Origin of the sequence: Staphylococcus caledonicus, assembly GCF_016238465.1 — a bacterium.
Classification (GTDB): domain Bacteria; phylum Bacillota; class Bacilli; order Staphylococcales; family Staphylococcaceae; genus Staphylococcus; species Staphylococcus caledonicus.
The window spans coordinates 806,784-833,584 of record NZ_JABTXV010000001.1 but is presented as its reverse complement, the minus strand read 5'-3'; the positions used below and the strand labels follow the sequence as shown (position 1 = coordinate 833,584).

Genomic DNA, 26,801 nt, shown 5'->3' with positions numbered 1-26,801 from the left:
AATTATTTCTATATTCTTAGTTTTATACACTAATAGAAGTTGATTAAAGACGCATTCAACATTTTTAAGTAGGATATCATCAATTAAATTTACCACAAAGATTATTATTTTGCATTTTATAACTAATTTATATCTCATCATTACTGTTCTAAAAATATATTATAAAGAAAAAAGTGCTTATTTACTTTAATGATATATTTTGTGAACAATTAATTATAATTCCCCTTAAAATCTATTAACTTAAAACTTATACTGAGGCTAGGAGGTGATTAATGTGTGTAAAAGTTAGCAAAAATAGTTTATAAAGAATCACAGTTTTTCCGTTAAATATTCAAAAAGTAAGAACTATTACCGATACAAGTTTTATATACTATTAAACTATTACAAACATAAGTTCATTAATTATAAAGAATCTTAATTTTAAATAATCCATATATTGAACTATATGTATTTATAAAAGAACTAAGTAATAACTTTGTGAATATTTAATAATTAACGGTAATTAAAAATGTGAAACTTCATTAGAAAACAGATTGGCGAACTCACTAAGGACTACGCAAACGTCTAAATTTAAAAAACAAAAGGTGGAAATGATTATAAATGATTAGTACAATTTGCAGTATTTTAGCACTTATAGTTTTAATTTTAGGTTTTGTATATGGTATCAAATATTTTAAAAATAACAAGAAACTAAAAGGCGTTGGCATAATTATCCTAGGCTTTTTAGTCTCATCATTATTTGGTATGGGTATTGAAGATGCCAATGAAAATAGTAATAAAGAAACTGCTAACAAAACTGAAGAAAAGCAAGAAAAGCAAGAAAAGAAAGAAAAGAAAGACGATAACAAAGATAGCACTAATGAAGATAAAACGGAAAAAGGTAATAATAAAGAGATAAATGATAGCAAGGCCAAAGAAGAACACACACAAGAAAAAACAAACGATAAATCAAAAAATAATAATGAAGAGAAGAATAATAGCGAAGATAGTTCAAAACAAGATGTTACATTATCACGTGTAGTTGATGGTGACACTGTAAAGCTTAATTATAAAGGTAAGGAAGAAACATTTAGATTATTATTAGTTGATACACCTGAAACAAAACATCCTACCAAAGGCATTGAGCCATATGGTAAAGAGGCATCGCAATTCACTAAAAATATGGTTGAAAATTCATCAGACTTAAAAATTGAATTTGATAAAGGAGATAAAAAGGATAAATATGATAGATATTTAGTTTACTTATATGCTGACGGTAAAATGGTAAATAACCAATTAGCTAGAAAAGGATTGGCAAGAGTTAAATATATTTACCCACCTAACAACACATATGAAGATAAATTGAAAGAAAGTCAGAAGAAAGCTCAAGAAGAAAAACTTAATATTTGGAGTGATGAAGAATCCGTAACTACAGAACCTCAAACGAATGAAAATGCTACACAACAAGAGCCACAAACTGAAGAAACACCTCAGTTAGACACTAACGCTAATGTTGATGTGCCCGAAAAAAATGATATACCAGAATCAAATGACGCCCGAAGCACTTCAAACACCTATAGCACACCTAAGTCAACAGATAGTGAAGACAAGCCTAAACCCGGAGAAATTACACGTGATATGCCTGGTTATGACCCTAGTAAAGATAGAGACCACGATGGAATAATAAACGAAAAGTAATGAAAATAAAAATCCGAATTAATCTAAAATAGCAAGCATAATTAACAGAACAAAATTTTAGAAAAAATAAAAATTAGTGATGTCAAAATGATGTCATCACCAAAAAACGGGCGTTGCAACGAATTTTCAAAATCGTTGTAACGCCCTATATGATAGGCTTTATTTACCTTTCATGTTTTGATCCATATTTTTATTCATCATTGTCATCATTTGATTGATTTTCTTTTGAGATGGTTTTTGACCCATTTGCATCATCATCATACGTAACATTTCTTCATTAATAGGTGGGTTCTTTTTCAAATAATCCATCATGTATTTTCTCGCTAAGAAGAAACCACCAATTAGTCCACCAATAAGTGCTACAATGATTAAAATAATTGCTAACCAAGTTGCCATTGTTTCACCCACTTTCTATATCCTACTGAATTTTACTAAATTACTATCTCATTTTCAAGAGTTAGTTCAAGAATAAACTATTCATTTGTAATCATAACAAATTGTTGTAGAAATGTAATTCTATATTTATAAAATTTAAATGTAAAAACTTAAAATTTAGACACCCAAGTCTTCTATATTACAAAACAAAGAAGACTCCCACATTGAGAGTCCTCTTCAAATATATCATTTATTCTACACAAATTTTCACAATACATTAAAACTAGAATGTGCGAATTTGATTTAAAACATTTTCTTTTGTAAATCCATATTTTTCTACTACTAAATCACCAGGGGCACTTGCACCAAAGCCGTCAATACCGATAACTTTACCTTCAGTACCAACATATTTACGCCAACCTAATGATGAAGCCATTTCAATTGCTACACGTTTAGTAATATCTTTTGGAATTACTGATTCTTTATATTCGTCTGATTGTTGTTCAAACGCATTCCAGTTAGGCATTGAAACTACTCGAACACCTTTACCTTGTTTATCTAAATCTTTTGCTACTTCAATAGCTAAGCTAACTTCTGAACCAGTTGCTAATAATAAGTACTCAGGAGCTGTTTCAGTTTCAAATACAACATATGCACCTTTACGTACGCCTTCTTCAACAACATCTTCAGCTACATCTAAATAAGGTAAATTTTGACGAGTTAATACTAATGAAGTTGGTGTTTGCTCAGATTCTAATGCTACTTCCCAAGCAACACGAGTTTCGTTACCATCTGCAGGACGAATAACATTCATATTAGGGATTGCTCTTAAACCAGCTAATTGTTCAATAGGTTCGTGAGTTGGACCATCTTCACCTACTGCAATTGAATCATGTGTAAAGATAAATGTTGAATTTAATCCCATGATTGCAGATAGACGAAGTGCTGGTTTTAAGTAGTCACTGAATACGAAGAATGTTGCACCATATGGGTGTAATCCACCATGTGCTGCCATACCATTTACAGCTGCACCCATCGCAAATTCTCTAACACCAAACCAGATGTTTTTGCCTTCTGGAGTATTACGGTCATAATCAGTCGCTTCTTTAACGTTCGATTTGTTAGAACCAGCTAAGTCAGCTGAACCACCAAAGAATGAAGGTACTGATTTACTTAATGCTTGAATAACTTCTCCAGAATCAGCACGTGTCGCAGCGTTATGATCACTATCAAATCGAGGTAATTCATCTCTATAGTTTTTAGGTAATTTGCCACTAATTGCTAATTTGAATTCCTCAGCTAATTCAGGATATTTATTAGTGTATTCTTCTAATTTTTCTTTCCATGCTTCTTCGTTTTCATTGGCACGTTTAAGCATTGTTGTTTGGAAAATTTCATACACTTCTTCAGGAACGTTGAAACGTTTTTCAGCATCTAGACCATATGCTTCAAAAGTTAATTTTCTTTCTTCGTCACCTAGCGGAGCACCGTGGACGCCGTTTGTACCACTTACGTTTGGTGCGCCGTAACCAATAACTGTTTTAACTTCAATCATAGTTGTGCCTTTTTGAGATTTAGCTTTAGTAATGGCTTTATCAATAGCTTCTAAGTCATTACCCTCTTTTACTAAGATATGGTTCCAACCATAACTTTCAAAACGTTTTTTCACATCTTCTGAAAATGCTTTGTTTAATTCGCCATCAAGTGAAATATCATTTGAATCGTATAAAACGATTAATTTATCTAATTGATTATGACCAGCAAATGAAGCTGCTTCGTGAGAGATACCTTCCATTAAATCACCGTCTGAAGCTAATACATACGTATAATGATCAACGACGTCGATATCTTCTTTATTAAATTTACCAGCTAAATGGTCTTCAGCTAATGCCATACCAACTGACATTGCAAAACCTTGTCCTAATGGTCCTGTTGTAACTTCTACGCCATCAGTATGTCTAAATTCAGGATGACCTGGTGTATTAGAACCCCATTGTCTAAACTGTTTAAGTTCATCTAATTCTAAACTTCCAGAAACATGTAATAGACTATATAATAGTGCTGAACCATGTCCAGCTGATAAGATAAAACGGTCTCTATTAAAATAATCTTTTGATTGAGGATTGAAGTTTAAATGACGTGTCCATAATGTGTATGCCATAGGCGCTGCCCCCATAGGTAAACCTGGGTGGCCAGAATTTGCTTCTTCGATTGCATCAATACTTAAAGCACGAATCGTATCAATGGCTAATTGATCTTTCTCATTAAACATCTAAATACTTCCCTTCTACTTAATAATCTTTGTTACATTATAACTTAAATACAATGTAATTGATAAGAGATTAATCTCATAATATGAACAAACTCTTTTATACTATAGAAATCTTCTATTTATACATTATAATTACAAAACAATCTTATTATTAAACAACTAAAAGTGCCATTCTAATAAAGAGTCTTCTATAACAAAATGAATTCTAATTTTTTTGGTTTCTATTTTGTTCCTGTATTCTCTTTAACTTTTCTGGAGTAACATCGTTACCTTCCGGATCAATTACTTTTGTACTTTCAATTTGTTTCTTAAATCCTTTTCTGAATGCTTCTAGATATTGTTTGCGTAACTTTGATTGTTCTTTAGCTTCAGCTTCAGTTAAGCCCTTTTCTTTTTTCTTTCTAGCTAATTCATTAATTCTATCTATATTTAAGTCTTTTTTAGTCAATACAACCACTCTTTCTATAAGTAAATAAAACGTACTTATTAAACCATTTTTATTACTTCATAGAATATAACAAAAAAGAGATTAGGACAAAAGCTTTAGTTATAAAAGCAAAATATTCCTAATCTCTATATATTATATTTATTCTACTAAAGCGAACACTTTATAGTCATTTTGTTCTGTATTTTTCTCTTTTACGTTCTTACTATTATCATTAATGATGGCCTTTTTAGAAATAGTATGGTCAGTAATTTCGTACGTTTGTTCCGTTTGAGAGTTATGATATAAATTCAAGAAAAAAACTAGAAAAACAATGCATGACACTGCTAATACGACTATATTTGTGATGAATTTACTAGTATATTTGTTTAACATTTATTTCCACTCCTAGAACGTTTGTTTGTATTAATACCTTATCAGAACATCTGTTCTTAGTCAACACAAAAACGAACAAATGTTTGCTCAACAATAAAATAAATGCTATAATATGATTAAATAAAACTAGGGAGTGCCTATATATGAGAGAATTAACTAAAAGACAAAGTGAAATATATGATTATATAAAACATGTCGTGCAAACGAAAGGTTATCCACCAAGTGTTCGTGAAATTGGAGAAGCGGTTGGATTAGCCTCTAGTTCAACAGTACACGGTCATTTATCTAGACTTGAAGAAAAAGGTTATATTAAGAGAGATCCTACAAAACCGAGAGCCATTGAGATTGTAAGCGAACAATCTAATGATGCAGTAAATATGGAAGAAACTATATATGTCCCTGTAATTGGTAAAGTTACAGCCGGTATTCCTATTACTGCAGTTGAGAACATTGAAGAATATTTCCCATTACCAGAACACTTAACATCTACACATAATAGTGATATTTTTATTCTAAATGTTGTTGGCGAAAGTATGATTGAAGCTGGTATTTTAGATGGAGATAAAGTAATTGTGAGAAGTCAAACGATTGCTGAAAATGGAGATATTATTGTAGCCATGACTGACGAGGATGAAGCTACAGTAAAACGATTTTTCAAAGAAAAAAATCGTTACAGATTACAACCTGAAAATTCTACTATGAGTCCTATATACTTGGATAACGTTACTGTTATTGGTAAAGTAATAGGTCTTTATAGAGAATTATAGGCTATATTTGTTATCTTTCGTTAAAATCTCTCTTATATATTTAATATAAATAGTAAAGAGCTAGGAAAACATTTAAATGCTTTCCTAGCTCTTTTGTTTATCAGATTCTTTTTTATTCAAAATTTCTTTTACTTTATCTAGAATATCTTTTTTATTTTTATCTTTAGTTGTCATAATATCAACTTCCTTATCAACTAAAAGATACCCCAAATAGTTCACTTTGAAACTATTAACCTGTATAATTTTCCGTCCAGTATGGTTGGCGCTTGTCATTAAAGTCTACTCCAACACCTAAAGTACTAAAACTTGTGTTTAGAATATTTTTCCGATGTCCTAATGAATTCATCAAACCTTCATGCGCAAAAATACTACTTTGCTGTCCATATGCCAGGTTCTCGCCTGCAGAATTAAAATTAATTTTATCTTTTTTTAATCTATCGAAAGGTGAATCCCCGTCTAAATTTGTATGATCAAAATAATTATTTTCGGCCATATCCGCACTATGTTTTCTAGCAGTATTCGAGATTGATTTAGAGTAATTTAGAGTATTCAACCCATGCTGTTTTCTTTCTGAATTTACTAAATCAAAGTTTTGATGTTCGTAACTCTCTTTTAATTTAGAGGAAGGTGCCCCATATTGTTGTTGTAATCTATTTTCCATAGCATCACTAACTTGAAGTAAAGCGGTAACACCATCATTATTATGCTTGTCGTAAAAAACTGTGGAATAGACATGCGAATCATGGAAGACATCATATTCATCGTTGTCAATTTCTATTCGATATCTGCCTTTAGTCATTTCTTCGATTGGTTTACCTAAGCGTTTTTCAACTACATCTCTTGGTGTATTATACTTAACTTTTGATTTCGAAGTAATTACGTTTTGATTGCTGTATAATGCATTGACTTTATTATCAATGTAACTAATCATAGTAAAGTTTTCGTAGTCACTATCGTAGTATGTATACCACTTAGTACCATACTCATTCGAAGTTACACGTTTAGGCTTACCAACTTTAGATTCAACTTCTTTTTTCGTCATATTCATTTGAATGTTATTGACTGCAAATTCCTGTTCTTGAGGCGTTTTTAGCGCATTAGTTTTAGCGCTAGTATCCTCATTCATAACTTGCTCAACTTTGTCTCTAACATTATTTTGCAAATTAACTAATGTTTGGCTTTCTTTCAGTGGTACAAATAAGGTAATTGATAAAAACACTAAAGAAAACAAAAGAAATTTTTTGATATTTTACACCTACCGCTCAAATTTTAATCTTTATCCCCATTGAAAATTGAGTTTCTAACGATTACATAATCAACTGTAGTTAATGATTTGAGATCTTTACCACCAGCATATGAAATAGAACTTTGTAAATCTTGTTGCATTTCAATGAGTGTATCCTTTAATGAACCTTTATGTTCGACAAACATTTTCTTACCTTCAACGTTTTTGTGTTCACCTTTTTGGAATTCAGATGCACTACCAAAGTATTCTTTATATAATTTTCCTTCTAATTCAACAGTTTCACCTGGTGATTCTTCATGAGCGGCAAATAAAGAACCAATCATTACCATACTTGCACCAAATCTGATTGATTTAGCGATATCGCCATGAGTTCTTAATCCACCATCTGCGATAATTGGTTTACGGGCAGCTTTACTACAAATATTTAATGCAGCTAATTGCCAGCCACCTGTACCGAAGCCAGTTTTAATCTTTGTAATACATACTCTTCCTGGTCCAATACCAACTTTAGTAGCATCGGCGCCAGCGTTTTCTAATTCTCTAACCCCTTCAGGCGTGCCTACATTACCTGCAATAACAAATGATTGAGGAAGATGCTTTTTAATGTGTTTAATCATATTGATGACTGGATCAGAATGTCCATGTGCAATATCAATTGTAATATATTCTGGAATGATGTTTTTAGATGCTAAAGTTTCAATGAAATCAAATTCATTTGATTTAACACCTACTGAAATAGATGCAAATAAACCTGCATCTTGCATTCTTTGAACAAATGGAATTCGAGCTTCTTCGTCAAAACGGTGCATAATATAGAAATAATCGTTTTCTGCAAACCATTGTGCTAATTCTTCATTCATAACCGTTTGCATGTTAGCTGGTACTACAGGTAATTTAAAAGTCTTAGGTCCAAACTTAATAGAAGTATCACATTGAGATCTACTTTCAACAATACATTTATTTGGAATTAACTGAATATCTTCATAATCAAAAATTTTCATACTTTTTAGCCCCTATACAATTTAATTATATTTTTAAAAAACGAACGATTTTTATATAAAATATATCAATCATTCATAATTCTTACCATTGTATACTTTACAATCTTTTAAATGTATTGTAAATAGACTAAAGTACTACTTTTTACACATTACCAACTTGATTTTTTCACACCAGGAATTTGTCCTTTATGTGCATGGTCTCTAAAAGCAATTCTAGACATTTCAAATTTACGCATTACACCTCTAGGACGCCCTGATACACGGCATCTTCTAGTCAATCTAGTTGGTGATGAATCTCTAGGTAATTTTCTTAATGCTTCATAATCACCTTTAGCTTTTAATTCTTTACGTAATTCATAATATTGATTAACAAGTTTTTCTCTTTTTTGTTCTTTAGCAATTTTAGATTTTTTAGCCATATTTTGTCACTCCATTTTCTTAAATCGTAATAATTACGTTTTATATCTTAACATATGATTTTATAATTACAAGAGTAATGGTTTAATTTTCATGAAAATCGAGTGTTAACCTGATTACTATTTTTAACATCTTCCTTTATTCATGCATAAAAAAAGCCGGAACAATTAAATGTCCCGGCTTTTCATTATAAACTTTATCTTTAATGTCGTATTTAAAAGATAAGAGATTATTTAGTTTCACGGTGTAGCGTGTGTTTATTTAATCTTGGGCAATATTTTTTCATTTCAATACGCTCAGGATTATTACGTTTATTTTTAGTAGTAATATAATTACGATCGCCACATTCTGTGCAAGCTAAAGTTACATTAACGCGCATAGTTAACATCCTTTCTTATTTAACTAGGAATACTTACGATTTAAAATTTTACCATAGCCAACCGTCTTGTGCAATTAAAAAGTTTCAAACTTAATTAAAGTTCTCATATAACTCGTCATTAGTACCTTCTAAATCAACTTGGTTAATATCAATTCCTAATGCTTTAGCTACGCCTTTACCGTATTCTGGATCTGCTTTGTAACAATGGCGAATATGTCTATGTTTAACATCTTCAGTTACTCCATCCATCGCATTTGCAGTATTAGTGAAAATACGTTCTTTAGCAGCGTCTGATTGTAGTCGGAATAATTTACCTGGTTGTTCAAAGTAATTATCGTCATATTGTCTTTCATTATATTCGTAGCCATCACCATCAACTGGGAATGGTGGTTTCTTATATTCTGGTTGTGAACCGTATACGCCCTGATTATTTGGATAATAGTGAGGTCCGCCGCCTTGGTTGCCATCAAGGAATCTCATTTGACCGTCACGACTAAATGGACATAAGTTTTCAATACCAACGCCTTTAGGTTGGTTTACTGGAATTTGCCAGTGATTTACGCCTAATCTATAACGTTGTGCATCACCGTAAGAGAATAAACGACCTTGTAACATTTTATCAGGTGAGAAATCTAAACCTGGAACGATGTTAGTTGGTGCAAATGCAGCTTGTTCCACTTCCATAAAGTAGTTCTCAGGATTACGATTCAACTCGAATTCCCCAACTTCAATAAGTGGATAATCGCCTTTATACCACACTTTTGTTAAATCGAATGGATTATCAGGATGATTCTTCGCTTGTTCTTCCGTCATAACTTGAATATACATTTTCCATTTAGGATAATCGCCTTGTTCGATAGCATTAAATAAATCACGTTGAGATGAGTCTCTATCTCCACCAACTATTTCTGCTGCTTCTTCATCAGTATAGTTCTCAATACCTTGTTGAGTTCTAAAGTGATATTTAACCCATACGCGTTCGCCTTTATCATTATACATAGAATACGTATGTGAACCGAAACCATGCATGTTACGGAAGCCTTTTGGCATACCACGATCTGACATTAAGATAGTAACTTGGTGTAATGATTCTGGCACGCCAGTCCAGAAATCCCAGTTATTTTGAGGACTTCTCATGTTTGTACGTGGATCACGTTTTACGGCACGGTTTAAACTTATAAATAGTTTTGGATCTCTAAAGAAGAAAACTGGTGTGTTGTTACCTACTAAATCCCAGTTTCCATCTTCGGTATAGAATTTCAAAGCAAAACCGCGAATATCTCTTTCTAAATCAGCAGCCCCACGTTCACCGCCTACTGTTGAAAAACGTGCGAACATCTCAGTTTGTTTTCCTACTTCTGAGAACATTTTCGCATTTGTATATTGAGTAATATCATTTGTAACCGTAAAAGTACCAAATGCTCCTGAACCTTTAGCATGCATACGTCTTTCTGGAATAACCTCACGATCAAAGTGAGACATTTGCTCTAAATAATAAATATCTTGCATCATTAATGGCCCGCGTGGACCTGCTGTCATACTATTTTCTCTATCTGACACTGGATGGCCAAATAAACCTGTCAACTTTTTATCTTCTTTAGACATTTATAAATCCCCTCCCTAATTTGTAATAATTATAATCTAGAAATATTTATAATTAAAGTCATTTGTTTAATATTTGTTCAATTATCAAAATATTTTCATATTTTCTTAAATGGCAGAAAATTTAAAATTTTTAGAACAACTTATTCGAAAGCTATTGAATACTAAAGCTAAAAGCATTAAAATGATGTGTATATTTTAAATTTTAGTTTAGGAGACATCGTATGGAAGATAACAATATGAAACGTGGTCTTAGCTCAAGACACATATCCATGATTGCAATTGGTGGCGCAATCGGTACTGGTCTATTTGTAGCTACAGGTAGTGTTGTAGCTCAAGCCGGTCCTGGGGGTGCCATTTTAGCTTATCTATTAATTGGAATCATGCTTTATTTTTTAATGTCATCAATTGGAGAACTGGCTACATTCTATCCTGTATCTGGTTCTTTTAGTTCTTATGCTACTCGTTTTGTAGACCCTTCACTTGGGTTTACGATGGGTTGGTTATACTATATTTTATGGTCTTTAGTATCAAGTGTAGACGTTATGGTAGCTTCAAATGTTCTATATTATTGGGATATCTTTAAATTCTTTAGCCCTATAGTGTGGAGCTTAATATTCATTACTTTAATGTTTTTATTAAATGTGTTCACAGTTAAAGCATTTGGAGAAATGGAATTTTGGTTATCTCTAGTTAAAGTTATTACAATTATCGTCTTTATTATCATTGGTTTCTTAATGATATTTGGTATTCTAGGTGGCCATACGTATGGTTTTGAAAATTATACTAAAGGCGAAGCACCATTTGTAGGTGGATTATCAGGTTTCTTAGGGGTACTACTAGTAGCTGGATTCTCAGTAGGTGGTACCGAAGTAGTCGCAGTGACAGCTGGGGAATCGGACAATCCTGAGCAAACAATGCCTAAAGCAGTTAAACAAGTATTTTGGAGAATTTTATTATTCTATGTTTTATCTATTGCCGTGATTGCTGCAATCATACCTTATACTGATTCTTTATTATTAAATGAAAATCAATCGGTGTCTCAAAGTCCATTTACAATTGTATTTGATAGAATTGGTATTGCATTTGCCGCTTCAGTAATTAATGCCGTTATTTTAACTTCATTATTATCTGCAACTAACTCAGGCATCTATACAACTAGTAGAATGCTTTTTTCACTAAGTGATGAAAAACAAGCGCCTAAGTTCCTTAGCAAATTAAATAACAAAAGCAAATTACCATTACGCGCTTTAGTCACAACATATATTTTAATTGTAGCCATTATTATAGTTGCCAACTTTTATTCTAACGCTGTTTTTGGCTTACTAAATATTATTGGTTCTTTAGTAATTATCGTATGGGCAGCTAGTTCTTGGGCTCAAGTAAGATTACGCAAAGCAATTAAACGACAAGGTCAAGATATGGATAAATTATTACCGTACAAATCACCGTTATATCCTCTAGGGCCTATCATCGTATTTGCTACCTTAATCTTTTTATATTTTGGTAATTCATTTGAAGATTTAACAAGTGGCGATATTGGAAAATTTTTCGTTAATATCTTACCTATCATTATCTTGGCACTTATTTTCTTTGTTCATAAACTTATAAGAAAAACTAAATACGTGAAACTTGATAAAATGGATATTACGCCACATCAATATCACGACTAATTTAATAGAAATATATAATAAAAACGAATGGCATTTAGGTTTAAAAGTAATCCTATGCTATTCGTTTTTATATTGCCATTTAATTCATGTCTCCTTATTTTCCAAAACGATTATCTTTAGTATAATTAAAGTAAAGATATGAACTCAGAGGTGAGAAATACTATGGTTGGTCAAACAAACTTATTTGATGACGTCATTAAAAGCGAAGAACGTTTTGTGATAGTGGTCCAATCTCTTGAAGAGAAAAACGGCCAATTACTTAAACGTACTTTACGAGAATATCCAAGCCTTGAACATAACCAAATGGAAAATCTATTCAATCATTTAAAAGACGTATTTAGTAATGAGCCTTTTGGAGAACATCAGTCGGCATATACGATAACTGTTTATACAAATCTTGATTATGCAGCAGACCAAGTCTATGCGTATGTTAAACGTTACAAAGGTAAACATGAGTGGACACACACAGCTAAATAACATAAACATACTAAAATGAGCCTCCTTCACGTGTGGAAAGAGGCTCGTTTTTCATATTATAAAAGTTCTTTTAATGCGGCTGGTATACCGTTAGAATCATTATCTAGTGTCGTTTTATCAGCTATTGCTTTTAATTCATCGTTAGCGTTCCCCATTGCTACAGAATAACCGACGACTTCAAACATTGATTGATCATTCAAACTATCTCCAAAACAAATGACATCTGATAAAGAAATATCTAATTGTTTACATAATGCTTTAATCGCATTTCCTTTAGATACACCTTTAGCCATAAATTCTAAAAAGAATGGTTTACTTGTTGTTACATCAATTTGTGAATTGAAAGAGCCATTCATTGCATCGCGCGCGTAAGTAATATTTTCAACATAATCAACGCCCATCACTTTTGGTACATCTTCGTTAATATATTTTTTTATATCATCTACGCGTTTCATAGGTAAGCCAGTGAGTTCAGATTCTATATCTCTATACTCGTGGTCACCATCATGGATAATGTGTCCGTCTTGATAAGTTAGTACTAAAAAGTTCTTTTCTCTACAATAATCAGCAATCTTATCAAAATTTTCTTTTGATACACTTTTACTTACTTCAACTTCTTCAGTCGCTACTTTGATTGTTTTACCACCGTTGTAACTTATAATATAACTATCATGTTTATCTAATTCTAATTCTCTAGCAATAGGCAACATACCTTCAGTAGGTCTTCCAGAAGCAAGTACTAATCTATAACCTTGATTTTGTATATCTATTAAATATTCTTTAGTTTCAGGACTCACTTCATTGTTACTGTTTATTAAAGTATCATCCATGTCCATTACGATAACTTTGTAATTACTCATATCTTTGATGTACTCCTTTCAAAATTCATTCTCATTCATTCTACAACAAATTTAAGAAGGATACACCACTTCTTCTAATACACCCGTTTCATTAATAGTAGCTAATTCAGATATACATGAAGAAATTTGAGTTCTAAATGCTCTAACGAGTTCCCCACTTTTTTCTTTACGGCTTAGCGTCAATATTGTAGGACCAGCACCACTTATTACTGCTGCGTATGCATCGTATTCTTTAGCAAGTGCTTTCACTTGTTCAAATTCCGGTATTAAATGTTGGCGAAATGGTTCATGGAAACCATCTTGTGCCATCATTTTCCCTGCAAGTTCATAATTATGTTGAATAAGCGCACAAATCATCGTATTACTTATAGCGCTATTTTGAACTGCTTTTTTATGAGAAAATGTATCAGGTAATGCTCTTCTAGAATCTTCAGTTTTTAATTCATATGTAGGTATAGTTAATATAATATCGACATCAGGCACATCAATATGTGCCACATTTGTTTCTTTAGTTTCTGGATTATAGTATCCAGCTAACAGCCCACCATAAATTGTCGGAGCTACGTTGTCAGGGTGTCCTTCAATTTCAGTAGCTAATTGTAATAGTTCGTGTTTTGAAAGTTGAATATTACCGAAATAATTTGCGATATAAAGTGCACCTACTAAAGCTGAAGCAGAAGAACCTAATCCTCTAGCTAAAGGAATCTCACTTCTCATTTCAACCTTTAAATTAGGTAGATGAACATTATACTTAGAAGCAACTTGTTGAGCTACTTTATAAATATAATTGTCTTCATTTTTAGGAAGAGATTCTAATTCGGGATTTAAATATCCAAATTTCCATTCTTCATCATCAATTTCTTGAACATATAAATTTAGATATTTATCAATAGCCATCCCTATTGAATCAAATCCTACGCCCAAATTGGCAGTAGAAGCTGGAATTTTGAGATACAGATACTCGCTCATTTTATAAAGCCCCTTTAATATACTCGATAATACTTGATTTATCATTTGGAAGCGGTTGAATTGGATTATCTAAAATTGATATAGCAGTATCAGGATCTTTCAAGCCGTTACCAGTAAGGATAGCCACAACTTTTTTGCCTGCCGGTAATTTACCATTACGATGTAATTTAATTAATCCTGCGATAGAAGCATTACTTGCCGGTTCGCTAAATACTCCTTCTTTAGATGTCATTAATTGATATGCTTCTAGAATCTCTTCATCGGTAACACTATCGATTAAACCATTAGATTCTTCTAATGCTTTTGTAGCTTTACTCCAACTTGCTGGATTACCGATACGGATAGCAGTCGCAATAGTTTCTGGGTTTTTAATAACTTTATTTTGAACAATAGGAGAGGCACCTTCAGCTTGAAAACCATACAATTGAGGTAGTGCACTGCCTTTTTTCTCATGATATTCTTTAAAACCTTTCCAGTACGCCGTAATATTTCCGGCATTACCAACTGGTATAGCTAGAATATCAGGTGCTTGTTCTAATTGTTCGACAATTTCAAATGAACCTGTTTTTTGTCCTTCTATACGATATGGATTAACAGAGTTAACTAATTCAATTTCATCGTCATTTTCAGCAATTTCTTTCACGATTTCTAATGCTTCATCAAAGTTACCTTCGATTGATACAATTTCAGCGCCATACATAACTGCTTGAGAGAGTTTACCTAACGCTATTTTACCTTCTGGAATAACTACTATTGCTTTTAATCCAGCTCTAGCTGCATATGCGGCCGCTGATGCTGATGTATTACCAGTTGAAGCACAAATAACTACTTTTTTCCCTTGCTCTTTGGCCTTTGTTACAGCCATGACCATACCTCTATCTTTAAATGAACCTGTAGGATTTGCTCCTTCATACTTTACGTATAAATCAATATCCAATAACTTTGACACATTTTCACAATGTATTAATGGTGTATGTCCTTCATTTAAAGTTAGCTTTGGTGTATCTTGATTCACTGGTAAAAATTCTTTAAATTCTTCTACTAAACCTTGCCATCTTTTCATAGTTATTAAACCCCTTCAACTGGATAAATTTTTTCAATATTAAAGTTAGCTCTACTTAATACTTCTTGAGGTGAATAATCCAAACCAATAATTACTGCTCCATATGAGTGTTCATCGCGTTGTTCAATTTGGAGTGATCTATGGAACGGTAACGCCTCTTTTAACGCTTCTGAAAATCGTTCAATAGGTTCTTCATTATTAATTACAACATAAAAATTCAATTTCTCTTTTATAGCTATAGTATTATCAGTATCCATTAATTCACGAGTTTTATTTGTTTTTAATTCAAAATGTGGTGGCAATGTATGTGTATTAGATTCAAAGAATAATGCTACATTTAATAAGTCACTCACTACTGCGCTTCCTGTAGCTAAGCTTCCTGCACCTTTACCGTAAAACATTGTGTCCCCCACTGCATCTCCAACGACATATATTGCATTATATTCATCTTCTACAGCTGCAAGTTGATGCGCTTGATGTATTAAAGTCGGTTCTACTGACGCATTGACTTTGCCATTATATGTACCTTTACCGATTAATTTGATTTTATATCCCAATTTTTTAGCAACATTAATATCAGATAGCGTCACATCACTTATACCTCTAATGTTTACATCATTTAATTTGATTACCTGATTAAATGATAAATATGATGTAATAACAACTTTACGCGCCGCATCAATGCCTTCAACATCATCAGTTGGATCCGCTTCGGCAAAGCCTAATCGTTGCGCTTCATCTAGCGCTTCTTCAAATGTTGTTTGTTCGCGTGTCATTTTAGAGAGAATAAAGTTGGATGTACCATTCAAGATTCCCATAAATTTAGAAATATTGTTAGCATTTAACCCGTTGTTAATTGCGTTTACAATTGGAATACCACCTGCGACGCTCGCTTCAAATTTAAGTGCTAATCCCTGTTGTTCAGCCAAGTCTTCTAATAATTTTAAATGGACAGCTAGCAAGTCTTTATTAGCAGTAATAACATGCTTGCCACCTTTTAACGCATCTCTTAACCAATTGACTGTTGGTTCAATACCACCCATAACTTCTATAACGATATCAATAGAGTCATCGTTTAGAATTTCGTTTACGTCTTCAGTTAAGTGATACTGGCTAATATTGATAGGACGCTTTTTTGATTTATCACGTACTAATATTTGTTTAATAACTATATCTTTATTTAACGTGTCCTTAATTTGTTGTCGATTCTCTTCGATGATTTTTACAACGCCTGATCCCACTGTTCCTAGACCTAGCAAGGCAACATTCAATTCTTTCATAATAATTATCTCCCCCTTATGTATTACTCATAAATACAATTGTTTTATTGAAATAGACTTAAATTTAGTATACTATTAACACATATTAAATTGATAGGACTTTTTTAACGTAAAATGTAAATACTTAGATATATATTATCATGTGCTATCAGAAAATTAAATAGAATTTTCTGATTTTTTAGAAAGGTTGGTTTCCTATATGAAAGTAGCAAAATTTGGCGGTAGTTCAGTTTCAAACGCCTCACAAATTAAAAAAGTCCTTGATATTGTAAATGAGAATCCTGAACGTAAAATTATTATTGTGTCTGCTCCTGGTAAGAGACATAAAGATGACATTAAAACTACTGATCTTTTAATTCGTCTTTATGAAAAGGTTCTTAACAATTTAAATTACCAAGATAAGAAAAAAGAAATTATTCAACGTTATGCGGATATTTTAGAAGAACTCGATATGGAGAAGTCGTTACTAACAACAATTGATGAAACATTAGAAAATATTATTGCAACGTTAAAAGAACAACCACCACGTTTATATGATGCATTATTATCATGTGGCGAAAACTTTAATGCTCAATTAATCGCAAGTTACAATAATTCTAAAGGTTTTAAAACGACGTATTTATCTCCAAAAGATGCAGGTATTTTAGTTACTGATTTACCTCAACAAGCTCAAATATTAGAAGAAGCTTATGATGAAATTTATAAATTAAGAGATATTGAAGGCAAGATTATTATTCCTGGTTTCTTTGGAGTCTCAAAACACGATTTTGTTGTTACATTTCCACGAGGAGGTTCTGATATTACAGGGGCTATCATCGCAAGAGGTGTAAAGGCATCGCTATATGAGAACTTTACAGACGTGTCAGGTATTTTCAGAGCGAATCCTAACGTAATTAAAAATCCGGAACTTATTGAAGAAATTACGTATAGAGAAATGCGAGAACTTTCTTATGCAGGATTTGGCGTCTTTCATGATGAAGCATTACAGCCGCTATATAAACATAGAATTCCAGTGGTAATTAAAAATACTAATCGTCCTCAAGATAAAGGAACATTTATTCGTCATGAACGTGATATCAATGATAAAAATGTAATTATTGGAATAAGCTGTGACAAAGACTTTACAGTTATCAATATTAAAAAGTACTTAATGAATAGACAAGTTGGTTTCACGCGCAAAGTGTTGGGTATTTTAGAGGATTACAATATTTCATTTGATCATATGCCTTCAGGAATTGATAGTATTAGTATTATTATGCGTACAAATCAAATAAAAAATAAAGAAAAAGATGTCTTAAACGCTATTAGAAAAAAATGTGACGTAGATGAATTAAGTGTCGAGCATAACTTAGCTATCTTAATGATTGTTGGCGAAGGCATGAATAAAGTGGTTGGTACTGCTAATAAAATTACGCACGCCCTAGCAGAATCTAATATTAACTTAAAAATGCTCAACCAAGGTGCTTCAGAAATATCAATGATGTTCGGAATTTCAGTCGAGGATGCCGATAAAGCAGTATTGTCTACCTATGAATACTGCTATCACGGTGTTTGTTTAAAGAATTTATGCAAAAGCAAATAACAAAAAACATCTAATATTTAAAGTGAGTTCTTTATCTGATTTCCTTTAAATATTAGATGTTTCTTTATGTAACTTATCTATTTTGAGCAATGACTTCATTAATTTTACGTTCGCCTACGACACCTTTTAATATGACAAATTGGTAATAGCTTAATGCATCCAATACTCTCTTATAGCTAGTTAATTGTTGAGAATCCATATTCCCGAGCAAATCATACATAAGTACAATTTCTGGTTTAATGTAATCGACGCCCCATGTTAACGAATGGAAGTAGATGCTATTTTTTGGTATTCGAATATTACTATCTAATCTAAATAGCCATTCCTCATTAATCACATCATAGATGATGACATTCATTACTAATGAGTTATCTTTAGTTATTTCAATGTAAGATACTTCGGGGACTTTTAAATTATCTTTATCCATTAGCTTATTTTTCTTATCATAATAATTGAACGTATAGGTTGTGGGAATTGATTTTAAAACTTCTACTAAATTTATACGCTCAACACAAATATCAACTTTAGAAGGTAGTATAAAGTTATCATTTAAAAATAAATGCATAGCGACTTCCCCATGAAATTTAAATGCTGTGCGGCATTGTTTTTTTAATGTATTAACTAATTCTTCTACATGATGTTGATGATTATTCTCCATTTTACTACCCTCCTAAGGAAACGCTTTCATTAAGGCTAATTATACCTTTAATATTATTGATTTTCAATTTACGAATTGTGAAAAGTTGGTAAATGAGACTGAGACATTAATAATTTATGCTCTGGGAAACCGATAAACGGTGTCCCAAAAGTAGGATTCTCGGCAGATACCGTCACGATTCGACAAAATTTGAAAAACAATTTTGCTCATCGTTCGGTTCTGCTCAAATCCTAAACACTTTTGTCCCAACCTCGAATTTATAATTATAAATCGTACTTAAATCATCTATTGTTGAACTGAGTAATTATAATGTATATAATTTACATAGTGTTTTATATTACTTAAATATTTTTTGCAATAATAAAATATTATAATATGAAAACTAAATTTGGACGCAGGTGATTAATAATGACATTGACAATAATCTTATTAGTTATCATTGTGATTCTTATCTTGATATTGTTTACCAATCAACGTTATATGCAAGATAGAGTAGATACTGAAGTCTACGCAAGAAATCAAATGGTTACTAAAAACTCAATCTTGAGTAGTGAAAATCTAGAATTAAAGAATCAAATGTTAAGTTCTAACAATGATGTCAGTTCTCATGCTAAGCAAAACGCAAAACATGTTTTAACTAACATCCTTGATAATTACAAGGAACAAGGTAAATTAAAATACTACGATATTATTACTACGAGTAATTTAGCTACAAAGCATCCATTTTTCGAACATGCTAGAACATTTGACTATATAGTAGTTTCAGATATAGGACTTATTAATATAGATGTTAAAAATTGGAAACAAAAGACATTTTATCATTTCAACGCACCTATTACTGATGATATGCCTATTGGAACGGATGATGTTAATCAAATCGTTGGTCATTATATTAGTAAGCAATATCACAGCCAATTTGATTCACCTCGTAGCGAGATTTATACATTTATCGAAAAGATTCAAAACAATCGCGTTGTTTATGATTTTTATGACCACGATCCGTATGAACAAGCTGCCATAAATTCTAAATCATTGAAAGATGGCGTTGAAAATCATTTTAATCACAAAATACAAAGTATAGGCATTGTTTACTTTAGTGATGGCAGTGTCAATATTATTGAAGGTGCAGAAGAAAGAGAAAAATACGTAGATACTGTATCTACTAAAACATCTCTTGAAAATATTATTAAAGATGCCATCGAACTATCTAAATATTCACTTTCAGAAGAACAAGTAACTAAAATTATTAATAGTTTTAACAATTAATCTAAGTTGACTAATTATATAAACTATTGAATAAGCGACTGACTTCTATCCAATAAGGATATTGGGCCAGTCGCTTTTATTTAACTCCATAAATTGAGTTTCTCTTTTTTAGCTTGTGCTTCATCTTTTTCAAAGACATTTCTATATTTACCATTTGGTGAGAAGTACTTTTCACGTGCTAGACCTTTTTTAACTAATTCTTCATTAAACATGGTTTCTTTATCTAGCCATACATATGCAAGCGTACGTCCATATCGATCTTCTTTTTCTTTATCAAATTCTAAATAAACATCTTTACCTGATAAATGTTTTTTACTATAATTTGAAGCTTCTTTGCCATAAGGCTGAACTGGCGTATTCGGTTTAACGGTTTCAGGAGTATCTACTCCTATCAATCTCACTTTCATTTCTTTACCATCATTATTAGTAGCTACAAAGGTATCACCATCTACTACACGTTCTACATGTACTTTCTGCTTGTCTTTTAACTCGCCACTAGAGGATGATTGACTACCACTATTTTTAAATGGTCCAGTGTGATTAATAAATTGAAAGCCCAAAACACCTACTATTAATATTGCTACAACGATAACACTGATAGCTTTCTTTGAATTCACGGCTTTCACCTACTCTTATTATTCAATACTTAAATATAATATATAATATCATTTTAATCGTCAATCACTTCTTTTTCCTGTTGAAAATTAAGATAGTCAACCTTCATGTAAAGAATGAAGACTAAAAGGATATCGTGCTATAATAATGTCGTTAGGAGTGAAATAAATGGATGAGCGTAATGAAAACATGATTACAATTATTGCCGCAGTGATAGCTATTATCGTAGGCATTATTTTACAAATAGTTTTTAAATTACCTATTATTGTATCAGTAGTCGTAGCAATTTTATTAGGAGTATTAGTTGGTTTCATTGTTTATATAGTTCAAAATATTATGCGTAAAAGAAAAAATAAATAAAATAGAGCGAGATAGAAATCTAATGTAATTTCTAAGGTTTCGTAGTTCTGCCCTGGAAAAATTGACTAAAGAGAAAGAAAGTACGGTTTAACGCTTCTTCACTTCAGTCAACTACTGTCTAAACCAAAAGCTAAGCCCTTATTAAAAAAGGCTTAGCTTTTTTTATTGTTTACGGTTATTTCTAACAAATAGTGGTATGTATTAGCAACAAGTATAAAATTAATTTTCAAATAAATAGTTTGAATAATAAATTCTATATATTTATAACCTATATTCAACTCTAATGAATGGAAGCCTCATTAAAAATAAAAAACAAAGAGGTGGAAAACATGGAAATTTTAGATATTATTATCGATACGCATGGACTTATTTATCGAGTACAAACGCAAAATGGAAATATTTTTGAACATACACTTGCGAATGATACGCCTCCTAACAAAGTCGCCCAAGTACTACGCTTATTAGCAACTCATGTTGATAACTTAGAAGAAGCTAAAACTGAAAATAATTAAATCCAACCTTTTTTAATTGCTTTCTTCCAAGCTTCAAATCTATTATCTGCATATAATTTATCAATAATATTAGACGTATAATTGCGGACTGTCCCGTTAGATAAATATAATTTATCTGCAATTTCTTTACTGCCCAAACCTTCGCCAATCTCACGTAAAATAACTTGTTCTTTATGCGTAAGAGGATTTGACTCTTTAAATATTGAAGTCATTAATGAAGAACTATATTCTTTCTCATTTTTCATGACCTTATTAATTGTGGCAATTAAATCGTCAACTGAGCGTTCTTTTAAGACATAAGCATCAACGTCATTAGCCACGGCCTTTTCAAAATAGCCAGGGCGTTTAAACGTCGTTACTATGATGACTTTGGTGTTTATGTTCGCTTTTCTTATCTCTGACAAAACCTCTAATCCAGTTATTCCGGGAATTTCTATGTCTAATATTGCCACATCGGGATGGTTTACTTTTATATATTCTAATGTATCAACACCATTTTCAAAATTAGCTATGACTTTCATTTCCTCATTAAATTCAATAAGTTGAATCATTGCTTTTCTTAACATATATTGATCTTCTGCAATCACAATTGAAATCATTTCACACCTTCTCTCGGAATAGTAATGTTAAGTGTCATACCTTTATCGGAAGTTACTTCAAGTGTACCATTTAATAATTCAACTCTATCATTAATACTCTTTAATATAGTTGAATTGGGTTCTTTTACGCCTACGCCATTATCACTAATGAGTAATCTAATTCCTTCCGGATAATATTCAATTTTGCCTTTTACGCTACTAGCATGTGCATGCTTAATTACATTATTTACCGCTTCTCTTAAAATCTGCCAGTAAAGATTGTTTAGCTGGATTTAAAGAATTTGCCCCTTTTTTATTTTTAAAAGTAAAAGCTATATTGGCATCTTTTAGTATATTTTCAATAGACTTAACTTCTTCTTCAAAATTTTGAACTTTCAAATTTTCAATGATATTTCTTACTTTATTAAGAGTTTCTTTAGAAATCTCATTTATATTAATAATTTCTTGTTTAGCTGTGTCAGGGTTTGAATCTATCAGTTTAATAGCGAGTTCAGATTTTAAACTAATACTCGCGAAAACATGACCTAATGTGTCATGTAAATCTTGCCCAATTCGATTACGTTCTTGTTCCGCAATGAGTACATTGATATATTTATTTTTTTCTTCTAATTCTTTTTTAATCTTTCTATCCTTCTTAGTTTTAAAATTCCCTAATGTAACAGTTAAAATTACAAAATAAAAAATTAAGATTGAGAAAGCAATTGTACTTTCATATAGATAATAGCTAACTAAAAAACATATAGTCATAGTAATAATAAAAGTGATAAATTCTTTAGATTTTAGAGTTACATCAAAAGTAAAAGGTAGAGCGAAAGCACTGAAGAAAAAGAATAAACTGATCATGGGATTAACGCTATAAACAAAATATATTACGCCTAAATAATGCAATACCAATAAAGCATATAGTATATTAGTTGTTAATTTATTGTTCGCTAACACCATGAGCAAATAACTAATGGTAAAGATGATTAAAACTGTAATATATATAAACTCTGATCCTCTTTTTTCTCCAAACATCCCAATAATGGGGAAAATTAAATAAATTAATGTCGAAATTTCTCCTAGTCTGACGCTCCAACTCCTATTTTCCAATTACTTCACTTCCTTTTTCTTATTGATAAGCAATGCAATGATTAGAAAAACGATACTATAGACAATTAATAATAAGCTAGAGTTTACTGGTATTGAATGACCTTTACTTAATTCAATAGCAACTTGTTTTAATTGATACGTAGGCATCCATTTCGAAATAGTTTGTAACCAATCGGGGAATGTATTAGTCGGGAACCACAATCCTCCCAGTATAGCCATACCTATGTTAAGTAGGTTGGCTATACTACTAGCCTTTTGGATGTCATTAAATTGCGCAATAACTAAACCAAGCGTAAGAAACAAACTTGCCCCTACCCATAAAACTAAGCCAGATAGAATCCACTGTGACGCTTCGAGAGTTACATCTTTATAAAAATGTGCAACTGAAAAAATTAATACTATTGAGCAGAGAAACAGCAACATTGTTTTCAATACTTTTGCTAAAAAATAAGTGGAAGGAGCAATAGGTATTGTAGTTAATCGCTTATACCACCCATTTGTTTTTTCTTCAATCATACCAAAAGGAAATTGCATTAAACAGAAGTTGATTAAACTAAAGGTTGTCATACTATACATGTAGTCTTTATTGAATTGTTTTTTAGCTTCTTCAGGTAGATCAAGAATTGAAGTAAATAGCAAATAAAATGCTAAAGGTAAGAGAATAGCCATAAATGTCGTTAGTTTTCTTCTAAGTATTGAGTTAAGTTCTATTTTTAATAGTATCCCTGTGCTATTCATCATTATCTCCCCTTTCTTGTTCAAACATCATTTCTAATAATGATTGTTTTGAAATAATCATTTCATTAAAATTAATTTTTAAATTTAGCAATTCATTAATAACATCTTGTACTTTGTTCGTTTTTAACTTAATTGTGTTGTCGTTAACTTCAACCTTAAACTTAGATTGTAGTTCTAGTATTTGTTCTTCTGAACTTATAGGAAACTCGATAATGGAATAATTCTGATTATGTATGATTTCATTATGTAATCCACTAAATTTCACGACCCCATTTTCTAATAATGTGATTTTGTCTGCCATCCTTTCCACTTCCTCTATATAGTGTGATGTGTAAAGAATTGTTGTGCCTTCTTTTTTTAATTTCAGAATGATGTTCCAAAAGCGTTCTCTAGTTTCAATATCCATCGCCGTTGTCGGTTCATCTAAAATCAATAATTGAGGATTACCAATGAGACACAAGATAAAGTCAAGTAATCTTTTTTGGCCACCAGATAAATCATTTGCGTATTGGTTCATCATTTTGTCTGAAAACCGAGTCATATTTTGAAATTGTTCAAAACTCATTCCGTCGCGATAAACACCTTTAAATAGTGAATATAGTTCTTTAACTTTCACTGATTTTGGAAAATTAGTTTTCTGAAATAAAATCCCTATATTCTTAGGCTGAATGATAGAATGTGGATCTTCAATTATTCCTTTGTCCGGCTTTATATGACCAATTATTATATCTATTAAAGTTGATTTTCCGGCTCCGTTTTTTCCAATTAAAGCTGTACATAATCCTTCATCCAACTCCATAGATACGTTATCTAATACGTTGTTAGTTTGATAACGCTTAGATATTTGCTTAATCTTAATCATCTAATTGCCACTCCCTTAACTAATTTGTCTATGTCTTTAATTTAACGTTTAGTTACTATAAAAATTAGTAGTAAATGTCATTTAGATAATATGACAAATGTCATAAAAAAATCGCTATAGCTGCGAGAGCTCTAGCGATTTAGCTTAAACTATAATATTGGTGAAACTAATTTAGCAATGTCTTCTTTAATTTTAATATTTAAAGGTCTATTGTTATATTTTTCTTTTGTTAATAATTTAGAATTCTCGATATCATTGGCGTAGGCATCCTTGATTTCTTTAGCAACCTCTTTATCATATATAAACGCATTTACTTCAAAGTTTAATGCAAAACTGCGGTAATCCATATTTGCAGAACCTACACTACTGATTTCATCGTCAATCATTAATACTTTGGAATGAATATAAATCCTTTTTGATAAGTATATATTTTAACGCCACTTTCTAATAACTCTGCCGCATTAGAAAACGTCGCCCAATAGACAAATGGATGATCGGGTTTACAAGGAATCATAAGGTGTACTTCCACACCAGTACTTGCTGCCATTTTCAATGCGTTAATATAAGAACGGTCTGGAATAAAATAAGGACTTTGCATATAAATAGACTTCTTCGCGCTCATAATCATCTTAGTATAACCATATTCAATTTGATGAAGTTCTACTGCTGGACCACTTGAAACAATTTGAATTGCAGCATCTCCTTGATGTGGTTTCTTTTCAGGAAAATACTTATCATCATATTCAAATTGCGGACGATGAGCTTGAGAGTTCCAATCAAGTATAAAACGCATTTGTAAGGCATCAATTACGCTACCTTCAACGCGAATATGTGTATCTCGCCAATAGCCTAATTTACCTAGACCAAGGTAATCATCGCCTATATTAAAGCCACCTATGTAACCTACTTGGCCATCAATAACAATAATCTTTCTGTGGTTACGATTATTCATTCTAAAGTTAATTAATGGAAACTTCGAAGCAAAGAAAGCTTCAACTTCTCCACCTAATGCTTTAAAGTGTTTAAACTTAGACATTCCAACCTTTTTAGACCCTACGTCATCATATAAAATTTTGACCTCAAGGCCTTCTTTAAGCTTGGTTTCTAACGCATCAATGATACGGTGACCTAAACCATCAAGCTCAAACGTATAATACTCTAAATGTATATAATTTTTAGCATTATAAATATCTTCGACTACCTTATCGTATAGTTTATGTCCATCAGTAAATAAATTCACTTTATTATCTTCAGTTAAAAAAGCATCTTGTTGATTTAATAACATTCTAATAAGATCACGATGCTTAGTTACTTCATCATTATCACTTTGATATGTATGTGTATCTAACTGTTGAATTTGTTTATTTACTAGTCCCTTGAAGGCATCAAGTTCTTTACCGTTATTTTTCTCCATTTTACGTTTGGAAACTGTTCTTCCAAAAAATAAATAGAGAATAAAGCCAATAATTGGTAAAACAAATAGTACAAATAGCCATGCCCATGTTGATGTGGCGCTTCTTCTATTTCTTTCTAAAAATATAATTGTAAAAGCTAACCCGACATTAATAATAAATGCAAGTACAAGTATAATCGTTAAAATTATTCCTATATTCGTGGTGAACAAAAATTTCATTTTTAA

General features: G+C 31.6%; 26 protein-coding genes and 2 pseudogenes. 8 read left to right on the top strand and 20 right to left on the bottom strand.

What is annotated here, in order from left to right:
- The first annotated feature begins 600 nt into the window (after nt 1-600).
- Nucleotides 601-1,677, top strand: a complete 1,077-nt coding sequence (locus HS848_RS04220; RefSeq protein WP_232806067.1) for a thermonuclease family protein — start codon at nt 601-603, stop codon at nt 1,675-1,677.
- Between the two features lie 159 nt (nt 1,678-1,836).
- On the opposite strand, the gene HS848_RS04215 is transcribed toward HS848_RS04220, so the two are convergent.
- The 4 genes from HS848_RS04215 to sosA all read right to left on the bottom strand — a co-directional run bounded on the left by HS848_RS04215 (nt 1,837) and on the right by sosA (nt 5,144).
- A complete protein-coding gene (locus tag HS848_RS04215) occupies nt 1,837-2,073 on the bottom strand; it encodes a YneF family protein (RefSeq protein WP_103165796.1) in 237 nt (78 codons plus the stop codon).
- A gap of 262 nt (nt 2,074-2,335) precedes the next feature.
- Nucleotides 2,336-4,324 (bottom strand): transketolase, encoded by a 1,989-nt coding sequence (gene tkt, locus HS848_RS04210; RefSeq protein WP_198611363.1) that lies wholly within the window; start codon nt 4,322-4,324, stop codon nt 2,336-2,338.
- 205 nt (nt 4,325-4,529) lie between these two features.
- Entirely contained in the window at nt 4,530-4,772 is a 243-nt protein-coding gene (locus HS848_RS04205) for a DUF896 domain-containing protein (protein ID WP_198611362.1), read from the bottom strand.
- Nucleotides 4,773-4,910: 138 nt separating this feature from the next.
- Complete coding sequence (sosA, locus tag HS848_RS04200; RefSeq protein ID WP_107508585.1) at nt 4,911-5,144, bottom strand: DNA damage-induced cell division inhibitor SosA; 234 nt, start codon at nt 5,142-5,144, stop codon at nt 4,911-4,913.
- A 143-nt stretch (nt 5,145-5,287) separates the two neighbouring features.
- Here sosA and lexA point away from each other — a divergent pair, with 143 nt between their 5' ends.
- The gene (gene lexA, locus HS848_RS04195; RefSeq protein ID WP_198611361.1) at nt 5,288-5,911 is read left to right on the top strand and encodes a transcriptional repressor LexA; all 624 of its coding nucleotides are present in this window, start codon (nt 5,288-5,290) and stop codon (nt 5,909-5,911) included.
- Between the two features lie 229 nt (nt 5,912-6,140).
- Here the strand turns inward: lexA and HS848_RS04190 are convergent, their stop codons facing one another.
- From HS848_RS04190 to HS848_RS04170, 5 genes are all read right to left on the bottom strand, one after another.
- Nucleotides 6,141-7,157 (bottom strand): CAP domain-containing protein, encoded by a 1,017-nt coding sequence (locus HS848_RS04190; RefSeq protein WP_198611689.1) that lies wholly within the window; start codon nt 7,155-7,157, stop codon nt 6,141-6,143.
- A 23-nt stretch (nt 7,158-7,180) separates the two neighbouring features.
- Nucleotides 7,181-8,158 carry a GMP reductase gene (guaC, locus tag HS848_RS04185; protein ID WP_107508582.1) on the bottom strand — a complete coding sequence of 326 codons (978 nt, stop codon included), beginning with the start codon at nt 8,156-8,158 and terminating at the stop codon, nt 7,181-7,183.
- Nucleotides 8,159-8,307: 149 nt separating this feature from the next.
- Complete coding sequence (gene rpsN / locus HS848_RS04180) at nt 8,308-8,577, bottom strand: 30S ribosomal protein S14 (RefSeq protein ID WP_107508581.1); 270 nt, start codon at nt 8,575-8,577, stop codon at nt 8,308-8,310.
- Nucleotides 8,578-8,804: 227 nt separating this feature from the next.
- On the bottom strand, nt 8,805-8,954 hold the full coding sequence (gene rpmG, locus HS848_RS04175; RefSeq protein ID WP_103167506.1) for a 50S ribosomal protein L33: 150 nt from the start codon (nt 8,952-8,954) through the stop codon (nt 8,805-8,807).
- Nucleotides 8,955-9,044: 90 nt separating this feature from the next.
- Entirely contained in the window at nt 9,045-10,559 is a 1,515-nt protein-coding gene (locus HS848_RS04170; protein WP_198611360.1) for a catalase, read from the bottom strand.
- 221 nt (nt 10,560-10,780) lie between these two features.
- Between HS848_RS04170 and HS848_RS04165 the strand changes: the two genes are divergently transcribed.
- A complete protein-coding gene (locus HS848_RS04165; RefSeq protein ID WP_198611359.1) occupies nt 10,781-12,229 on the top strand; it encodes an amino acid permease in 1,449 nt (482 codons plus the stop codon).
- A 162-nt stretch (nt 12,230-12,391) separates the two neighbouring features.
- The gene (locus tag HS848_RS04160; protein WP_103167362.1) at nt 12,392-12,706 is read left to right on the top strand and encodes a hypothetical protein; all 315 of its coding nucleotides are present in this window, start codon (nt 12,392-12,394) and stop codon (nt 12,704-12,706) included.
- A 56-nt stretch (nt 12,707-12,762) separates the two neighbouring features.
- Here HS848_RS04160 and HS848_RS04155 read toward each other — a convergent pair whose 3' ends face one another.
- From HS848_RS04155 to HS848_RS04140, 4 genes are read right to left on the bottom strand one after another with little or no spacing between them, the layout of a single operon-like run.
- Entirely contained in the window at nt 12,763-13,566 is an 804-nt protein-coding gene (locus tag HS848_RS04155; RefSeq protein ID WP_198611358.1) for a Cof-type HAD-IIB family hydrolase, read from the bottom strand.
- 51 nt (nt 13,567-13,617) lie between these two features.
- Nucleotides 13,618-14,535, bottom strand: a complete 918-nt coding sequence (thrB, locus tag HS848_RS04150) for a homoserine kinase (protein WP_198611357.1) — start codon at nt 14,533-14,535, stop codon at nt 13,618-13,620.
- 1 nt (nt 14,536) lies between these two features.
- Nucleotides 14,537-15,598: a threonine synthase gene (gene thrC / locus HS848_RS04145; RefSeq protein WP_198611356.1), complete on the bottom strand. Its 1,062-nt coding sequence runs from the start codon at nt 15,596-15,598 to the stop codon at nt 14,537-14,539.
- A 5-nt stretch (nt 15,599-15,603) separates the two neighbouring features.
- A complete protein-coding gene (locus HS848_RS04140; RefSeq protein ID WP_198611355.1) occupies nt 15,604-16,878 on the bottom strand; it encodes a homoserine dehydrogenase in 1,275 nt (424 codons plus the stop codon).
- Between the two features lie 199 nt (nt 16,879-17,077).
- On the opposite strand from HS848_RS04140, the gene HS848_RS04135 reads away from it, so the two are divergent.
- Nucleotides 17,078-18,460 (top strand): aspartate kinase, encoded by a 1,383-nt coding sequence (locus tag HS848_RS04135; RefSeq protein WP_198611354.1) that lies wholly within the window; start codon nt 17,078-17,080, stop codon nt 18,458-18,460.
- Between the two features lie 73 nt (nt 18,461-18,533).
- On the opposite strand, the gene HS848_RS04130 is transcribed toward HS848_RS04135, so the two are convergent.
- A complete protein-coding gene (locus tag HS848_RS04130) occupies nt 18,534-19,118 on the bottom strand; it encodes a hypothetical protein (protein ID WP_198611353.1) in 585 nt (194 codons plus the stop codon).
- A gap of 408 nt (nt 19,119-19,526) precedes the next feature.
- Here HS848_RS04130 and HS848_RS04125 point away from each other — a divergent pair, with 408 nt between their 5' ends.
- On the top strand, nt 19,527-20,384 hold the full coding sequence (locus HS848_RS04125; protein WP_198611352.1) for a hypothetical protein: 858 nt from the start codon (nt 19,527-19,529) through the stop codon (nt 20,382-20,384).
- 80 nt (nt 20,385-20,464) lie between these two features.
- Here HS848_RS04125 and nucI read toward each other — a convergent pair whose 3' ends face one another.
- On the bottom strand, nt 20,465-21,001 hold the full coding sequence (gene nucI / locus HS848_RS04120; RefSeq protein WP_107508571.1) for a thermonuclease NucI: 537 nt from the start codon (nt 20,999-21,001) through the stop codon (nt 20,465-20,467).
- 166 nt (nt 21,002-21,167) lie between these two features.
- On the opposite strand from nucI, the gene HS848_RS04115 reads away from it, so the two are divergent.
- A complete protein-coding gene (locus HS848_RS04115; RefSeq protein WP_107508570.1) occupies nt 21,168-21,359 on the top strand; it encodes a hypothetical protein in 192 nt (63 codons plus the stop codon).
- 329 nt (nt 21,360-21,688) lie between these two features.
- Nucleotides 21,689-21,871, top strand: a complete 183-nt coding sequence (locus tag HS848_RS04110; protein ID WP_198611351.1) for a hypothetical protein — start codon at nt 21,689-21,691, stop codon at nt 21,869-21,871.
- Here the strand turns inward: HS848_RS04110 and HS848_RS04105 are convergent.
- The 5 genes and pseudogenes from HS848_RS04105 to cls all read right to left on the bottom strand — a co-directional run bounded on the left by HS848_RS04105 (nt 21,868) and on the right by cls (nt 26,795).
- Entirely contained in the window at nt 21,868-22,470 is a 603-nt protein-coding gene (locus HS848_RS04105) for a response regulator transcription factor (RefSeq protein ID WP_107508568.1), read from the bottom strand. The two genes, HS848_RS04110 and HS848_RS04105, sit on opposite strands and share 4 nt — an antisense overlap.
- Nucleotides 22,467-23,562, bottom strand: a pseudogene (locus HS848_RS04100) (sensor histidine kinase). Before HS848_RS04100 ends, HS848_RS04105 begins: the two are co-directional and overlap by 4 nt.
- Nucleotides 23,563-24,300 carry an ABC transporter permease gene (locus tag HS848_RS04095; protein WP_198611350.1) on the bottom strand — a complete coding sequence of 246 codons (738 nt, stop codon included), beginning with the start codon at nt 24,298-24,300 and terminating at the stop codon, nt 23,563-23,565.
- Nucleotides 24,293-25,162 carry an ABC transporter ATP-binding protein gene (locus HS848_RS04090; protein ID WP_198611349.1) on the bottom strand — a complete coding sequence of 290 codons (870 nt, stop codon included), beginning with the start codon at nt 25,160-25,162 and terminating at the stop codon, nt 24,293-24,295. The genes HS848_RS04095 and HS848_RS04090 overlap by 8 nt, the downstream gene beginning before the upstream one ends.
- A gap of 149 nt (nt 25,163-25,311) precedes the next feature.
- A pseudogene (gene cls, locus HS848_RS04085) lies at nt 25,312-26,795 on the bottom strand (cardiolipin synthase).
- Nucleotides 26,796-26,801 lie beyond the last annotated feature (6 nt).

What these genes read in the sequence shown, in the direction of transcription:
- HS848_RS04220 (WP_232806067.1), top strand. Translation starts at nt 601, where the DNA reads ATGATTAGTACAATTTGCAGTATTTTAGCACTTATAGTTTTAATTTTA.
- HS848_RS04215 (WP_103165796.1), bottom strand. Translation starts at nt 2,073, where the DNA reads ATGGCAACTTGGTTAGCAATTATTTTAATCATTGTAGCACTTATTGGT.
- tkt (WP_198611363.1), bottom strand. Translation starts at nt 4,324, where the DNA reads ATGTTTAATGAGAAAGATCAATTAGCCATTGATACGATTCGTGCTTTA.
- sosA (WP_107508585.1), bottom strand. Translation starts at nt 5,144, where the DNA reads ATGTTAAACAAATATACTAGTAAATTCATCACAAATATAGTCGTATTA.
- lexA (WP_198611361.1), top strand. Translation starts at nt 5,288, where the DNA reads ATGAGAGAATTAACTAAAAGACAAAGTGAAATATATGATTATATAAAA.
- guaC (WP_107508582.1), bottom strand. Translation starts at nt 8,158, where the DNA reads ATGAAAATTTTTGATTATGAAGATATTCAGTTAATTCCAAATAAATGT.
- rpsN (WP_107508581.1), bottom strand. Translation starts at nt 8,577, where the DNA reads ATGGCTAAAAAATCTAAAATTGCTAAAGAACAAAAAAGAGAAAAACTT.
- rpmG (WP_103167506.1), bottom strand. Translation starts at nt 8,954, where the DNA reads ATGCGCGTTAATGTAACTTTAGCTTGCACAGAATGTGGCGATCGTAAT.
- HS848_RS04170 (WP_198611360.1), bottom strand. Translation starts at nt 10,559, where the DNA reads ATGTCTAAAGAAGATAAAAAGTTGACAGGTTTATTTGGCCATCCAGTG.
- HS848_RS04165 (WP_198611359.1), top strand. Translation starts at nt 10,781, where the DNA reads ATGGAAGATAACAATATGAAACGTGGTCTTAGCTCAAGACACATATCC.
- HS848_RS04160 (WP_103167362.1), top strand. Translation starts at nt 12,392, where the DNA reads ATGGTTGGTCAAACAAACTTATTTGATGACGTCATTAAAAGCGAAGAA.
- HS848_RS04155 (WP_198611358.1), bottom strand. Translation starts at nt 13,566, where the DNA reads ATGAGTAATTACAAAGTTATCGTAATGGACATGGATGATACTTTAATA.
- thrB (WP_198611357.1), bottom strand. Translation starts at nt 14,535, where the DNA reads ATGAGCGAGTATCTGTATCTCAAAATTCCAGCTTCTACTGCCAATTTG.
- thrC (WP_198611356.1), bottom strand. Translation starts at nt 15,598, where the DNA reads ATGAAAAGATGGCAAGGTTTAGTAGAAGAATTTAAAGAATTTTTACCA.
- HS848_RS04140 (WP_198611355.1), bottom strand. Translation starts at nt 16,878, where the DNA reads ATGAAAGAATTGAATGTTGCCTTGCTAGGTCTAGGAACAGTGGGATCA.
- HS848_RS04135 (WP_198611354.1), top strand. Translation starts at nt 17,078, where the DNA reads ATGAAAGTAGCAAAATTTGGCGGTAGTTCAGTTTCAAACGCCTCACAA.
- HS848_RS04130 (WP_198611353.1), bottom strand. Translation starts at nt 19,118, where the DNA reads ATGGAGAATAATCATCAACATCATGTAGAAGAATTAGTTAATACATTA.
- HS848_RS04125 (WP_198611352.1), top strand. Translation starts at nt 19,527, where the DNA reads ATGACATTGACAATAATCTTATTAGTTATCATTGTGATTCTTATCTTG.
- HS848_RS04115 (WP_107508570.1), top strand. Translation starts at nt 21,168, where the DNA reads ATGGATGAGCGTAATGAAAACATGATTACAATTATTGCCGCAGTGATA.
- HS848_RS04110 (WP_198611351.1), top strand. Translation starts at nt 21,689, where the DNA reads ATGGAAATTTTAGATATTATTATCGATACGCATGGACTTATTTATCGA.
- HS848_RS04105 (WP_107508568.1), bottom strand. Translation starts at nt 22,470, where the DNA reads ATGATTTCAATTGTGATTGCAGAAGATCAATATATGTTAAGAAAAGCA.
- HS848_RS04095 (WP_198611350.1), bottom strand. Translation starts at nt 24,300, where the DNA reads ATGAATAGCACAGGGATACTATTAAAAATAGAACTTAACTCAATACTT.
- HS848_RS04090 (WP_198611349.1), bottom strand. Translation starts at nt 25,162, where the DNA reads ATGATTAAGATTAAGCAAATATCTAAGCGTTATCAAACTAACAACGTA.